Origin of the sequence: Paenibacillus zanthoxyli JH29 (genome assembly GCF_000520715.1) — a bacterium.
Taxonomy (GTDB): domain Bacteria; phylum Bacillota; class Bacilli; order Paenibacillales; family Paenibacillaceae; genus Paenibacillus_AQ; species Paenibacillus_AQ zanthoxyli.
In genome coordinates this window covers 1-14,344 of the sequence record NZ_ASSD01000185.1, presented here as the reverse complement: position 1 = coordinate 14,344, position 14,344 = coordinate 1, and the positions used below count along the sequence as shown (strand labels likewise).

At 53.0% G+C, this 14,344-nt stretch carries 12 protein-coding genes and 1 pseudogene; 8 read left to right on the top strand and 5 right to left on the bottom strand.

Going from position 1 to position 14,344, the window contains the following annotated elements:
- Nucleotides 1-2,353: adenosylcobalamin-dependent ribonucleoside-diphosphate reductase (locus tag L691_RS0107325; RefSeq protein ID WP_025689707.1), on the bottom strand; the 2,353-nt coding region annotated here is incomplete at its 3' end.
- Between the two features lie 339 nt (nt 2,354-2,692).
- Between L691_RS0107325 and L691_RS0107320 the strand changes: the two genes are divergently transcribed.
- The 3 genes from L691_RS0107320 to L691_RS0107310 all read left to right on the top strand — a co-directional run bounded on the left by L691_RS0107320 (nt 2,693) and on the right by L691_RS0107310 (nt 6,785).
- A complete protein-coding gene (locus L691_RS0107320) occupies nt 2,693-4,435 on the top strand; it encodes a DEAD/DEAH box helicase (protein WP_025689706.1) in 1,743 nt (580 codons plus the stop codon).
- Nucleotides 4,432-5,544 (top strand): YqhG family protein, encoded by a 1,113-nt coding sequence (locus tag L691_RS0107315; protein ID WP_025689705.1) that lies wholly within the window; start codon nt 4,432-4,434, stop codon nt 5,542-5,544. Before L691_RS0107320 ends, L691_RS0107315 begins: the two co-directional genes overlap by 4 nt.
- Nucleotides 5,545-5,714: 170 nt before the next feature.
- The gene (locus tag L691_RS0107310) at nt 5,715-6,785 is read left to right on the top strand and encodes a hypothetical protein (RefSeq protein WP_025689703.1); all 1,071 of its coding nucleotides are present in this window, start codon (nt 5,715-5,717) and stop codon (nt 6,783-6,785) included.
- A 105-nt stretch (nt 6,786-6,890) separates the two neighbouring features.
- Here L691_RS0107310 and L691_RS0107305 read toward each other — a convergent pair whose 3' ends face one another.
- Nucleotides 6,891-7,079, bottom strand: coding sequence for a YqzE family protein (locus L691_RS0107305; protein ID WP_025689702.1), 189 nt, complete (start codon nt 7,077-7,079; stop codon nt 6,891-6,893).
- 177 nt (nt 7,080-7,256) lie between these two features.
- Here L691_RS0107305 and L691_RS28175 point away from each other — a divergent pair, with 177 nt between their 5' ends.
- Complete coding sequence (locus tag L691_RS28175) at nt 7,257-7,982, top strand: N-acetylmuramoyl-L-alanine amidase family protein (RefSeq protein ID WP_025689701.1); 726 nt, start codon at nt 7,257-7,259, stop codon at nt 7,980-7,982.
- On the opposite strand, the gene L691_RS28170 is transcribed toward L691_RS28175, so the two are convergent.
- A complete protein-coding gene (locus tag L691_RS28170; RefSeq protein WP_025689700.1) occupies nt 7,969-8,859 on the bottom strand; it encodes a divergent polysaccharide deacetylase family protein in 891 nt (296 codons plus the stop codon). The two genes, L691_RS28175 and L691_RS28170, sit on opposite strands and share 14 nt — an antisense overlap.
- A 197-nt stretch (nt 8,860-9,056) precedes the next feature.
- On the opposite strand from L691_RS28170, the gene L691_RS0107290 reads away from it, so the two are divergent.
- The 4 genes from L691_RS0107290 (at nt 9,057) to L691_RS32575 (ending at nt 12,436) form a co-directional block, all read left to right on the top strand.
- Entirely contained in the window at nt 9,057-9,368 is a 312-nt protein-coding gene (locus tag L691_RS0107290; protein WP_025689698.1) for an ArsR/SmtB family transcription factor, read from the top strand.
- An 89-nt stretch (nt 9,369-9,457) separates the two neighbouring features.
- On the top strand, nt 9,458-10,225 hold the full coding sequence (locus L691_RS28165; protein WP_332249063.1) for an MFS transporter: 768 nt from the start codon (nt 9,458-9,460) through the stop codon (nt 10,223-10,225).
- A gap of 504 nt (nt 10,226-10,729) precedes the next feature.
- Nucleotides 10,730-11,902 (top strand): serine hydrolase domain-containing protein, encoded by a 1,173-nt coding sequence (locus tag L691_RS0107280; RefSeq protein WP_332249062.1) that lies wholly within the window; start codon nt 10,730-10,732, stop codon nt 11,900-11,902.
- A gap of 144 nt (nt 11,903-12,046) precedes the next feature.
- Complete coding sequence (locus L691_RS32575; protein ID WP_025689695.1) at nt 12,047-12,436, top strand: hypothetical protein; 390 nt, start codon at nt 12,047-12,049, stop codon at nt 12,434-12,436.
- A gap of 100 nt (nt 12,437-12,536) precedes the next feature.
- Here L691_RS32575 and L691_RS0107270 read toward each other — a convergent pair whose 3' ends face one another.
- Nucleotides 12,537-13,733, bottom strand: coding sequence for a MalY/PatB family protein (locus L691_RS0107270; RefSeq protein ID WP_025689694.1), 1,197 nt, complete (start codon nt 13,731-13,733; stop codon nt 12,537-12,539).
- Nucleotides 13,730-14,344, bottom strand: a pseudogene (locus L691_RS32570) (hypothetical protein); the annotation flags it as partial. The gene L691_RS0107270 and the pseudogene L691_RS32570, both read right to left, overlap by 4 nt.

Genomic DNA, 14,344 nt, shown 5'->3' with positions numbered 1-14,344 from the left:
CCCCGCCGATGCCTTTGAGATGCTTGATCAGCAGCTCAACCTTCTCGCCGTGGTCTCCGTAGCGGAGGAACAGCGAGCAGACGCGGCCGAGCGCTTCTGCCATTGCGAACACGTCGGAACCGGCCTTGCCGACGTTAAGGAAGATTTCGGCCGGGGTGCCGTCCAAATCATTAATGGTAATATACGCCATGCCGAACGGCGTGTTGATCTTATATGTCGCGCCGCGCAGAACCTGCGGGCGTTTCTTGTACTGTTTGTCAACAACATTGCCGCTTGATGCCGAACCGGAATCAGCGGATGCGCTGCTGACCGGAGCCGCTGGCGCAGTAGAAACCTGTGCAGCACTAACCTCTGTGGCCTCTGCCGCTTCGGCAATCGGAGCCGCCGTCTCTTTCAGCGGGGCGTCCTTCTTGTCTTCCTTCTTCTCCGTCTGCAGTACCTGCGTATCGCGGCTGCCGTCGCGGTAGATCGTCACGCCTTTGCAGCCGAGGTCGAAGGCCAATTCGTACAGTTCTTTCGTCTCTTCGACCGTAAAATCGTTCGGGCAGTTCGCCGTCTTGGAAATGGAGCTGTCCACCCAGCGCTGAATCGCTGCCTGTACGCGGATATGATCCTTGGCGGACAGGTCCATGGAGGTTACGAAGTAGTCCGGCAGCTCTTCGCCCGGATGAGCCTCCAGATACTCCTGGGCAATCGGCACGAACTGCTCGTCGAAGCCGAGGCGGCTTTGACGGAAATATTTGAAGGCAAAGTACGGCTCGATGCCGGTTGATGTGCCAACCATCGTGCCCGTGCTGCCTGTCGGCGCTTGAGTAATGACTGTAACGTTGCGCATCCCCTGTTTCGAGATGGCTTCGCCTACCTCAGGATACACATCGGTCATATTTTTCATAAAACCGCTCAGCAGGTATTTCTCGGCATCGAACGCCTGGAAAGAACCTTTCTCTGCCGCGATTCCGGCTGAGGCCAGATAAGCTTCGCGGGCCATGAAGCCGTACAGCTTGTCCAGGAACTCCAGCGATTCCGGGCTGCCGTACCGGACGTTCAGCTTGATCATCAGTTCGGCCAGACCCATTGTTCCGAGACCTACGCGGCGCTCTTTTTTCTGATTGGCTTCGTTCTCCGGGAAATGATACGGCGTCTTGTCGATGACATTGTCCAGGAAGCGCACGGAATATCGGGTTGTGGTCGCCAGATCGTCCCAAGCGACATCATGCTTCTCTTCGTCGTAGAACTTGGAGAGGTTGATCGCGGACAGGTTGCAGACGCCCCAGCCCGGCAGCCCCTGCTCGCCGCACGGATTCGTACAAATGATCGGGTTGAAATACCAGCTGTTGGACATCTGGTTGTAATATTCCATGAAGACAACGCCCGGCTCCGCCGATTTCCACGCGGATTCAATGATGGTATGCCAGATATCCCGCGCTTTGACGGTACGGTAATGGTTGACCTTGCGGCCCGCCGCTTTCCATTTATCGAGGTCGCCGTCCCAGACTTCATTGTAATCGGGCTCCGTCGTATCCGGGAATACGAGATCCCAGTCGAGATCCTCTTTGACCGCCTTCATAAAGCCGTTGCTGACGCATACCGACAGGTTGGCGTTTGTCACCTGGCCCATCGTCTGCTTGACGGTAATGAAATCAACCACGTCTGGATGCCAGTCGTTGATCATCAGCATCAGCGCGCCGCGGCGGCTTCCGCCCTGCTCGATTAATCCTGTCGTGTAGCTGAACAGTCCGCCCCAGGATACCGCCCCGCTGGAAGAACCGTTAACACCCTTGACGACGGCGCGGCGCGGACGCAGCGATGACAGATTGATGCCGACCCCGCCGCCGCGGGCCATAATCTCCGTCATTTCGGACAAGGTTTCCATAATGCCGCCCCGGCTGTCTTTTGGCGAAGGAATGACATAGCAGTTGAACAGCGTCAGCTCGTCGCTCGCCCCCGCTCCGGCTGCGATCCGTCCACCGGGAACAAGCTTCCAGTCATCCAGAATGCTGCGGAATTTATCCGTCCATTCGCGCTGCAGCTCCGGCGTCTTCTCTACGGAAGCCATGGCTCCGGCCAGACGGTCCCACATTTCTTCCGGTGTTTTTTCAATATTGAGCGTCAGCTTCTCTACCTCGGACTGCACCAGCTCGCCGCTGCGGGTCTTGACCGTCACGGTCCGGCCGCTGCGCTCTACGATTTCCCCGACTTCCTTGGTAGGAAATTTCGGATCGTCTTTGGTCAGGACAAGAACCACGTCTCCCACCTTGGCATTGTTTGTGTCAGCGTCCTTCCAGGCATAGCGGTCCAAAAAGATTTTCTCGCTGAGCCCCTCCAGCCGCTGCTTGCGCTCCACTGTACTCAATATAAACAACCTCCCGAAAGTATGATTAGTATTCCGATCTCTGTGTTAGGCGGGTCATTTCTCCGATTAAAATGGCTTTCACCGCAATTGTCACAATATATTGTGTGATTTAGCCTTTAAACTATACCATATATTGTAGAAAGAGTCTTTGTCGAAATATTGCGGCCCATGCGAAATAACACAGCAACAGCCCGCATTTCCTCTTTGTTTCTCCTGTTTTTAGAGACTGGCTCCAAAAATAGCAGTTATGAATTCTCTCTTTTACGCGCATACTACTTATACATTTAACTATGTAAACGTAAACGTAAACAATAGGCCCGCAAGGAGGAGACAGCGCTCATGACTCACGTACCCCGCAATAACCTGAAGCAAGAACAAGGTCAGGATATCGTTCTTCCCGTGCCTATCTCCTTCGACCGTGAATGGCTGAAAGACCTCGAATCCCGATTGGATAAAGGCGGCCCCTGGGGCGACTGGAGGCTGTCCCGGCTGGCGATGGAAGGCGAGATTTCCGGCCTGGTGGAAAGCTTCGAGGAGCTGCAGTGCATGAAGCATCTGGCTTCGCTGTCTCCTCTGCCCCATCAGCTCGATACGGCCCATAAGGTGCTGTTTGAAATGTCGGGACGGGCGATTCTGGCGGACGAGGTCGGCCTTGGCAAGACGATTGAAGCGGGCCTGGTGCTGAAGGAATATCTGGTGCGCGGGCTTGTCTCTAAAGTGCTGATTCTCGTCCCCGCTTCGCTCGTGCTCCAGTGGGTGCGGGAGCTGAATACGAAGTTCGGCATTTCGGCCGTGGCGCAAAAGAAAGCGTACTCCTGGGACAACGACATCGTCGTCGCATCCATGGATACGGCCAAGCGCGATCCTCACAAGGAGCTCCTAATCTCCAGAGAATACGACATGCTCATTATCGACGAAGCCCATAAGCTGAAGAATAAGAAGACGACCAACTACCAATTCGTTCAGGAGCTCCGCAAAAAATACTGCCTGCTGCTCACCGCTACCCCGGTGCAGAACGACCTCGGCGAGCTGTTCAATCTCATTACGCTGCTGAAGCCGGGCCAGCTCGGGAATCAGGGCGATTTTGCGGCGAATTTTGTCGTCGACAAGCGCGTGGCCAAGAACGAAAACCAGCTCCGGAACGAGCTGTCCAAGGTGATGATCCGCAACCGGAGAGGCGAAGGACCGGTCACTTTTACGAAGCGGAAGGTCAGCAATGTACCCCTCACCCTTTCACCCGAAGAACAAACATTATATGACGGGGTGACTTCTTTTGTCAAAGATCAGTACCAGGAATCGGGCGGGAACTTAAGCAGCATGCTGTCGCTTGTCACCTTGCAGCGGGAGGTATGCAGCAGCCGTGACGCGGTCTTCGTGACGCTGGTTAATCTGACGAAAAAGCTCCCTGAGGACTCGCCCCGCCGGGAACGGATGATCGAGCTCCTCCAGCAGATTCGGACGGTAAAAGCGAACACGAAGGCGGAGAAAACCATTTCCCTCATTAAAGAAATGAACGAAAAAGTAATCGTATTCACCGAATACCGAGCGACCCAGGAGTACCTGCTTCAGTATTTCCGCAATCACGGCATCCTTTCCGTCCCTTATTCCGGCGGCATGAACCGAGGCAAAAAAGACTGGATGATGGACCTGTTCCGCGGACGCGCCCAGGTGATGATTGCCACCGAAGCCGGGGGCGAAGGCATCAATCTGCAGTTCTGCCACCATATGATCAACTTCGATCTTCCCTGGAACCCAATGCGGGTCGAGCAGCGGATCGGCCGGGTGCACCGGCTGGGCCAGCAGAACGACGTTATTATCCACAACCTCTCCACCACTGGAACGATTGAGGAGCATATCCTGCATCTTCTGCACGAAAAGATCAATCTGTTCGAGACGGTGATCGGCGGGCTGGACACGATTCTGGAACGGTTCGAGAAAAAGGAGTCTTTGGAAAAAAGCCTCTACAAAATTATGCTGGAGGCCGAAAGCGACGAAGAAATCCGCAGCAAAGTAGGGCAGCTCGGCCAGACGCTGGCCGAGCTGAAGGATGGAATCCTTAGTGAAAGCGAGGCCGCGCCATGACCATGACCGCCCAACAGGTGCAGAAGCATGTAATGGACTATCTGGAAGCGACGGAATGCCAGATCATTGAAAAATCGCCGGTGCACGTCACCGTCAAGCTGTCCCCCCGCGCCGATCAAATGCTAACCGACCGGCCTTACTACTGGGGGTTCGTCGAGCGCACCGGCGCGGAGCCGCAGACGCTGTCCTTTACCTTCGTCTTTGACCCGGAGAAGTATGATGCGGCGGCGAGTGTTCCCGCGCCAAGGAGCGGCACCGGGCCGGGAAGCAGGGGGCTTGCTAGTCAGACGCCTTGGGGAAGCGGAGCGGCGGCAGGCCCAGGCGACGGCACGCCCGGGGGGAATCCCGGACCGGGCGCCGGGAGCAATCCGGGTGCGGACGCCGGAGGCGCCGCTGGCGCACCAATCGGCGGCGGCAAGAACACGGCTGCGAACAACGGGCCGAACGATGGCCTCCTTGGCCGTTATTTCGGGGTAACACCGGTGCTGCCGCGTCTAGGCCCCGGGCTGATCCGGCGTGAGGATATCACGTTCGGCAGCAGGCGGCTGCGCCAGATTTGGTCCGCTGCGCAGACCGAGGGGAAATGTCTGTATCTGTTTGAAGCTACGGGAAATCACCAGCGGATGACTCTTTTCTCCGCCGCCTACGAGCCATGGCTCGCCGTCTGCTTCAAGGTGGAGCTCAGCTGCGATTTGAAACGGGAAGAGCTGCATTTCATCGGCATATCGCTGCTTACCGGAGAAATCAAGGAGAACTTCAACTCTATTCTGGACCCGCTTGAACTGACTCCGCGCCTGCCGGAGAATGTCCATATCCAGCCTTATGAAATCTCCTTGTCTTCGGGAGCCGGCCTGCTCGAACGCCATATCCTTTCCAAGCTTTCCGGTCAGGATTACAGTTGGGCCGAGGCAGCGCGGCGCCGTTTGCAGGGGGAGCTTGAAATAATAGACGCTTATTATAGCGAGCTTCTGAAGGAACAAGGCGAAGAAAAGCGGATTGCTGCCGAAGAACAGCATGCCAGCCGCCGAAAAGAAACCATTTGGCAGTATGAACCGAATATTTCCGTATCGCCGGTCGTCTACGGCCTGTTTCATCTCCGCAAGCAGTAGAAAGCGACCCGGCTCGCTAAAAGCGGCCAAAAAAAGTAGAATCCGCCTTGAATGAGCCCGACAGCTTGCAACAACCTTTTCAGCGCTTGTCCACTACAATGAATGATAGTAGATTTGGACAATATTCGGCAGCTCCGGCAGCCCATAGAAGGACAGGTGAACAAACGCAAATGAACCCGAGCAGCAGAAGAAAGCAAGTCCAACCCGCAATGCGTGTCTGCTTTCTCTTGATTCTTACATTGATCTTGACAGCGGCCGTTTCCGGATTTCCCTTCGGCCCTCCCTCTGCGGATGCTCCTGCCGCCAAATCCTTGAGATTGACGGAGACTGCGGCTGCGGAAGCTGCCGGACCGTCCGATTCAGCCCTTTCGCCGCTGCCCAAACGGCAGGATCTCACCGTCCCGGACTCCCTGAAGGCTTTTGTTCGTGAAGCGATCGACAAGCTTGCGGATGAAGCCCCCTTTAAGGAATGGAAAACGGCGAAACGATCGATTCATCCCCTGGGACCCGGTACCCACGGTTGGCTTGTCAACCTCATCAGCGGCGATAAGCGGATCGGATATATGATTATTACCGCCTCGGATAACGGCGGATACACATTAAGCGAATATGGGGCGGATACCGAAGGACTTCCCTACTCCGTCACCGAGCTGCGCCTGTTCTTGGCGCAGAAGGGACTTATCGATTCTATATTTGAAATCATTGAACCGGTTCCGCTATATGCGCCGCTTCTGCCCTACTGGAAAGTTACGGTGAGCGGGCAAACATTGTATGTGAACGCCATCGTTCCGGAGATCCTTCCTTGGAACGACAGCAAGGCTGAAGCGGTCGCCGGACGCGCTCAAGCAGCCGGGGGATACGGTTTGACGGCATCCGGCTCATTATCCGAAATTACACCCGGGCCGATGTTCCAAACTGGGCACCCCGGAAATCCGTACGATAATCTGCTGTGGCTGACGTCTCCAAAGCTTGCTCCGCTGGCAGCAGGCGAATTCGTGCAGCTGCTCGAGCAGCAGCCAGGTCTTGTCTTCCGGTCAAATACCGGAGAGAACGACATTCTGGGCGCCCCGCTTATGATTACGGGTTATCAGCTGTGGACAAGATCGGCAGCATCCGGCGGCGAGACGGTTCCTTACGCCGCTTCAGGCATTGGCGGTCGGCGTTTTGTTCCGCTGGGCGCCCTTCAGGCAAGCGGCAAATTCCAGGTCTATGTCTCCGGTGACGATGGAGCGTCACGCTAGATTTGGCAGACCAATTGCATAAAAGAAAGCAATGCAACCCCATACTCCGCTTTTGCCGGATAATGGGGCTGTTGTTTGAAAGCGCCGTTTCACATGTCATTCCCTCTACCCTTTGTCCCTAACCTTCCGGCTGCTTCGCCATATTGACAAGCCGAGCGGCAGCATTCCGAACCATCTCTGGCTCCACGGCTGTCTGCCGGCCCGGTGCCGGCTGCGGCTGTCGCGAGGACTTTCCATATAGACGACCACTTTTTCAGTAATGTATTTGACCAGATCTTCACCGTCCGAGGCCACTGCACTCACCTCCTCTGTAATCGTTCCTTAATGGTTAGTTTGCACGGTTTATCCTCGCCCTAAACGGGTCTCAGCCGCATAATTCTGCCTTTTAAAGCACAATCTAACCAAAAAAGAACAGACTCTGAAGCAGATTGACTGCTTCCGGATTCAAGATTACACAGGGAGGTTTAACTCTTGATTCTGACTAACCAATGGAGAGCTCCGGCAAGGAGGCTATTTATCCTGCTGATGACGGGAACGCTGCTAACGGGTAATGCCTATCCATCTTTCGCCTCACCGGGCGGGCGGCCTGAACAACGTCAAACACTGATTGGCCACGGTCACCGCATCATACTGATTGACGCCGGTCACGGGGGCGTTGACGGCGGCACCTCGCACGCAGACATCCTGGAAAAGGATCTAACACTCGCCATTTCCCGCAAGCTGTTCCTGCTGCTGAGAGCGGACGGCTTTGACGCCGTCCTGAACCGGATCGGTGATTATGCGCCCAGCGATGAGAATAAGTGGCTTCGCAGCCGCTCCCGCCATATGCGCGATCTAGCCCAGCGCAAGGAGCTTGCCGAGACACTTCCCGCCGCTGTCGTCGTCAGTGTTCATATCAATTGGGCGCGCTCTCCGTCCAAGCACGGACCGATCGTGCTGTACCGTCGGGAAGGCCGCAGTTTCATGCTGGCCCAATCGGTTCAGGATCAGCTGAATGCACTTTATGGAGTCGAATTAGATGCCCATCCCGGGAAGCCGTTCTATCTGCTGAATACAATTACCGCCCCCACGGTTATTGTGGAGGCTGGATTTATAAGCAGTCCGATCGACCGGGCCATGCTGACGACTTCGAAAGGGCAGGAGAAAATCGCTGAAGCAATATCAAGCGGCATTGCCGCCTATCTTATGGAAATATAAGCCGGGAATTCCATTTCCACTCGTCCTTGACCAGATCGGAAATTCCGACGAATTGCACACGATTCTTTAAATTATCAATGCCGCTGCGGATTCCTGCGGCGGTCTCTTTGCCTTTAATTCCGACATGACCGATTGTTACGCAATATTTATGGTCCAGCGCCCACTTTCCCGCCCGCTGTAGTTGACGGGTTACGTGACTGGCTGTATGGGTGTCGTCCAGAAAGATATGATTCTCCACCCTCGGCAGGCCCATCTGCTCGGCCACCTGGCCGACTACCGAGCGGTAATTGGTATGGCTGTCCACAAAGAATAGCCCTCTTTCCTTGCAAACGGACAGTACGGCACGCATGACCCGCTCATCTCCCGTCACTTTGGAGCCCATATGATTATTGATTCCAACCGCGAAAGGCACATGGTCCACCGCCGCCTCGACTCGCTTACGGATTTCCTGATCGCTTAAACTGGAAAGTACGGCTCCTGGACCAAGCCACTCCGGCTTGCCTTTACGGGGCTCCATCGGCAAATGAACCAGAACATCAAACCCCCGTTCATGAGCCCGCCGGGCATCCGCCTCCGAGGTGGACAGAAACGGCATCACCGCGACGGTAAGCTTGATCGGCAAAGCGAACATTTCGTCCGTGCCCCGCATCCCGTTTCCGAAGTCATCAATGATAATGGCTATACGCGGATGGACGGCGGAGTCTGCCCGCGCGGAGGGCTCCTGCGTATTCGTTCTTAACTGCCCGGACGGGGTCTGCCCGGCATGAAGCGCCGCATTTCCGTGACCTCCGCCAATAACAAGGCCTATCACCATAACCAGCAGGGCGGCGACTTTCGCATAGGCCGAATACGGATGGCGTAAACGATTCTTGTTCATGACTTCATCTCCCTTGCCAACATAGGTATTGGTTTCATTGTTTGATGGCAGAGGGGAATTTATGTAGCGAGGGCGGCAGTCAACAATTGACAGCTTAAGTATTTGCCGAGATGGGACATCAGCTTGGAGAATTCGTAAGAGTGATTATTTCGCTCATACATCTTGAAACATCTAGATAAGTAGATATAATAAGCAACATGGATACTAAATTGATTTTTAAGGTGCTTTCCAACGAGACCCGCGTGCAAATTTTAGATTGGCTGAAGAGTCCGGATGTACATTTTGGTCCTCAAATCTACTTGCCACCCGATGCTGACTTCAAAGGAGGGATATGTGTAGGAAGCATTCAAGAGAAGACAGGACTTGCGCAATCCGTGATCTCCAGCTATTTAACGCTAATGAAAAATGCAGGGCTGTTGGAATCTAGACGTTTTGGTCAGTGGACTTACTACCGCAGGAATGAAGAAAACATCGATAAATTTACCGAATATATTAAAAAGCATTTATAGGCAGCCCTACTAGAATTTTGGGCTGTCTGCTTATTGATTCTATATCTATATTTATAGATATGCATATATAAGGATTAAATGCGGATGATATGAAACGCAACTATTCGTTATTTTTTATTACAGTTGGGATATTCGGCATCATTTATACGGAGCTTGGAATCGTCGGAGCTTTACCAATGGTCATGGATAAGTACCATGTATCTGCTGTATCTACCGGAATGCTTGTCAGTTCATTTGCGTTCATTATTGCTATTTTTGGTCCTTGGATGACATTACTCCTATCCAGACTGAATCAAAAAAGAGTGTTGATGGGGATCATGGCATTATTTGCGGTTTCTAATTTTATTTCCTCTTTTGCGCCCAGCTTTGAGATTCTTTTGTTGTTCCGTGTACTCCCCGCTTTCTTCCACCCGGTTTATTTTTCGATTGCTTTTGCTATCGCCGGGGCATTATCTCAAAAGGAAGAAGCAGCTAAAGCAAGTGCAAAAGTATTTCTAGGAGTCAGCGTAGGCATGGTTCTGGGAATTCCGCTTAACTCTTATATCGCAAGTCAATTGTCACTAAGCACTTCTTTTTTATTCTCCGCGATTGTAAACGGGATCGCTTGTATTGGGATTGGCATCATGGTTCCCTCTCCATCTGCAAAGCTTAGCCATCTTTCTTTCGGCAACCAACTCGGCATATTACGAAAACCCTCGCTATTGCTGAATATGGCTGCAAACTGCTTTATCTTCTCCTCCATGTTTTCTGTATACAGTTATTTCTCCGAGTATTTGACGCAAAGATTCGATATGAACGGGGCATTTATCAGCCTGATGCTTGTAGTTTTTGGAATTAGCGGTGTTCTGGGCAACTAGTATACGGGAAAGCTGCTCGCTTTTCAAATGGAAAAAACGGTGTTGTTTTATCCCGTAGCGTAGGCTTCTGCTACCTGCTGCTTTATTTTATATCAAGTTCCCTTATTCTCGTCATTGCCGCTATTCTTCTCTGGGGAGCAGTTCACACCAGCGGACTGATCTTCAGTCAAATCTGGCTGACATCCGAAGCACAAGAGGCGCCCGAATTTGCAAACAGCATATATGTCTCTTTTTCAAATTTGGGAGTTACGTTGGGAACGGCCGTGGGAGGCTGGTTTATTTCCAGTTTGGGTATAAACGAAATCATTCGGAACGGTTTGCTGTTTGCTGCTTTTGCATTTGTATGCATCTCTATTAAGATTGTTTGGTTCCGGGAACACAAATAATCTCTGAAACTTTTGGTGATCACGATTACATGGTACATACCCGATTTTGCATATTGCTTTGATCTGGATGCTGGTCCATAATATTCTTTATCTCTGACATTTGGAAGGAGGATAATCTTTGAGTAACTGTGAAGTAAATCAAATGGGTGCGACAGGTCTGCAAGCACGGGTTGATGAAGTCATTGACCGTACACTTTCCGAAAAACGATTGGTTGGGACGGTAGTGAAAATAGCTTTAGACGGTAAACTTAGTTATAGCCGTGCCGCCGGATTGGCAGACCGCGAGAGAAGCCTGCCTATGCTTGAGGATGCATTGTTCCGTCTTGCTTCGGTAACTAAGCTTGTCGTCTCGGTCGCCGCAATGGTGCTCGTCTCCAAGGGAAGACTTGACCTTGATAAGCCAATTGACACTTGGCTTCCCTACTTCAAACCTACGTTGCCAGATGGCTCTCCGGCTATAATCACGCTACGCCAGCTGATGAGCCATACGGCCGGTCTTAGCTACGGCTTCCTGGAACCGGAGGACGGCCCTTACCACCAGGCTGGCGTCTCCGACGGAATGGATCGTACCAACCTTTCACTTGAAGAAAATCTACGGCGGCTGGCTTCTGTACCGTTACTCTTCACGCCCGGTACCGCCTGGAACTATTCGCTCGCTGCGGATGTGCTCGGTGCGATTGTCGCAAGCGTACACGGTTCGCCGCTCCCCGAAGCGGTCAGAGCACTGGTGACGGAACCGATCGGCTTAACGGACACGGCGTTCCATGTCGTTGATCCGAATCGACTCGCTGCCAATTATGCGGATGATACACCTGAGCCGCGCCGTATGCGCGAGCCTGATATTGTCGGCAAAGTTGAAGGAGTAGCTGGCACTCTACTCGATCCTGCCCGTGCTTTCGAACCCTCGGCATTTCCATCGGGCGGCGCGGGAATGATCGGCACTGCTGGCGACATCCTGCATCTTCTGGAAACGCTGCGAACCGGCGGCAAGCCGCTGTTAACGCCAGCATTCATTGAGGAGATGGGACGCAGCCAGACATCCGGTTTGACGCTCCCTGACTCGCCGGGCTGGGGATTCGGCCTCGGATTCTCCGTGCTGACAGATCCTGCCGCTGCCGCGTCGCCGCAATCTCCGGGAACGTGGCGCTGGGGTGGGGTGTATGGCCACTACTGGTTCGTTGATCCTATCCGGAAGCTGAGCGTTGCAGCATTTACGAATACCACTCTCGAAGGGATGTCCGGCCAGTATACTATAGATCTCCGTAATGCCATTTACGAAGGAATACAATGATCAATGAAATTATATACGGCAGCCTATGCTCGAACATGATGAACGTAAAAGGCCTCCTTACCAAGGGGCTTTTTCGTTTTTTCTCTGAGAGTAACATTTTCCGGAATAGGCGAATATCATGACGTTGTAAAGGAGGGAAAGCAAATGATCAATCCAAATCCAACATATCCTAATCAAGGCAAGGCGGCTTACCCAATGGGAGGAATGGGAGGCGATGTAAAAACACTAGGTCAAAGGTACATGAATTACCATGTTATTGCACAGACGAGGGACGGGTCGCAGTTTGATGGAATTATCGATGGTATGGACGACGATGGCATCACAATGCTGGTTCCTGAAGAGATTGATGCCGGAGAACGGGAAAATGACAATACTTACAGAGCATTAGGCTATGGTCAAAGAAGATTTCGCCGGTTTCGCCGGCGCCAGTTCCCATTTTTCTTCTTTGCGTTTCCATTTTTCACACCTTATCCATATTACTATCCTTATCCTTATCCTTACTATCCAGGGTATGGGTACGGTGGAGGATATTAATGAAGTAGTTTAAAAAATAATCGGGCACTCCCCATCTGCAGAGATGTTGGAAGTGTCCGATTTTGTGATTCCCTTGAGCAAAGCAAGAGGTTTAATCGCACTATCCCTGCTGTACTGGCGAGTGAACTGCATGCTCAAGCCTCTTCAGGGCTTCTTCCACAGTCGAACGCTGGCAGCCGATATTGATCCGGACGAATCCTTCTCCTTCTTTGCCAAAAGTATATCCCTGATTGAACCAGAGCTTTGCTTCATGCAGCAAAAATTTTTCCAGTTCCTGATTACCGAGACCGAGCGAACGGCAGTCCAGCCAGAGGAAATAGGTGCCTTCCGGATTGTACACCTTCAGCTGCGGCAGTCTGGCTTCAATAAATTCCACCGCATACCGCCGGTTTCCATCTATGTAGGACATCAGCTGATCAAGCCACTCCTCCCCATGCCTGTATGCCGCTTCACTGGCAACTGCGCCGAATATGTTATGGCTCTTTTGCGCCACTTGCCCATTGGCTGCATCATAACGGCGTCTCAGTTCATCATTTGGAATGATGATATTGGATGTGGAGAGACCCGCCAAATTGAACGTTTTACTCGGAGCCGTGCATACGACCGTATTCTGTGCAAATGCCTCCGAGATGGATGCAAACGGAATATGACGGTGCGGCTTGAACAGAAGATCGGAATGAATTTCGTCGGATATGACGATAACGCCATGCTTCAAGCACAGCTCGCCCATAGCATGAAGCTCTTCTTCCGTGAACACCCTTCCCACAGGGTTATGCGGATTACATAGAATAAACAGCTTGACCCTGCCGCTCCCGACCTTGTCTGCAAAGTCGGCGAGATCGGGAACGTAGCGGCCCCCTTCCAGCTTCAGCGGATTAAGGATGGTCTTGCAATCATTCATGCTGATCGCCCGATAGAAAGGGGGGTAAACCGGAGGCTGAATGAGAATGCCGTCTCCCGGCTTGGTGAAGGCGCGTACCGCAGTGAACAAAGCATTGACCACGCCCGGGCTATGGGTAATCCAATTCTTATCCACCTTCCATCCGTGCCTCTTCAGATTCCAATCGATTATCGCATCATAGTAGCCATTAGAACGTGCCGTGTACCCGTATATGCCATGCTGCGCTCTAGCCAGAATCGCTGTCTTAACCTCGGGAACAGTCTCAAAATCCATATCGGCCACCCACATGGGCAGAGCATCCTCCACGCCTACGGATTCCTTGACATAGTTCCACTTGGCCGACAAGGTATTATTCCTGTCGACCGGCTTGTCAAAATCAAAGCGCGGCCAGGTCATACGGCCTGAACCTGCCTTGAAGCGTTCTGCTCCTGCTCTGCGATGCGTTGCCCGGTTAGGTCAGTATTCAGGATAGCCTGCTCCAGAAGCTCCGCATTGACCTTGAAGGGAAGCGCGGCCGCCGCTTCTTCGTTAAGGGAAACGCCGTTTGCTATCAGCGCCGCTGTGTCCCGGGAACTGTCCTTAAATCCAAGCTCGCGCAAGGTCAGCGGCTGCCTTAGAGCATGCAGCAGGCGGGCGACATTATCGATCTTGGCCTGACTGTAGCCTTCCAGATGCAGCTGGACCACCAGACCGAACGCTACCTTCTCGCCATGCAGCCGGATGTGCGTCTCATGCTGCCGGGTCAGGCTGTTGTTAATGGCGTGCGCAATATAAGCCCGCGATCTGCCGCTGCTCAAGCTGCCAGCCTGACCAGCCAGAAAAATGATCGTATGGGTTACCTCGATTATGGTATCCGTAACCTCTCCGCGGCCAGATGCCAGATAGGCGTCGATAGAGAGCTCCTCCAGAATGTCAAGCGCCAGCTTGGAGGTCGCGAGTCCCGCTCTAGCATGAATGCTGCTTGGTCCGCTTCCCACGTTGGGCGCCGCTTCATACCATTTGACGAG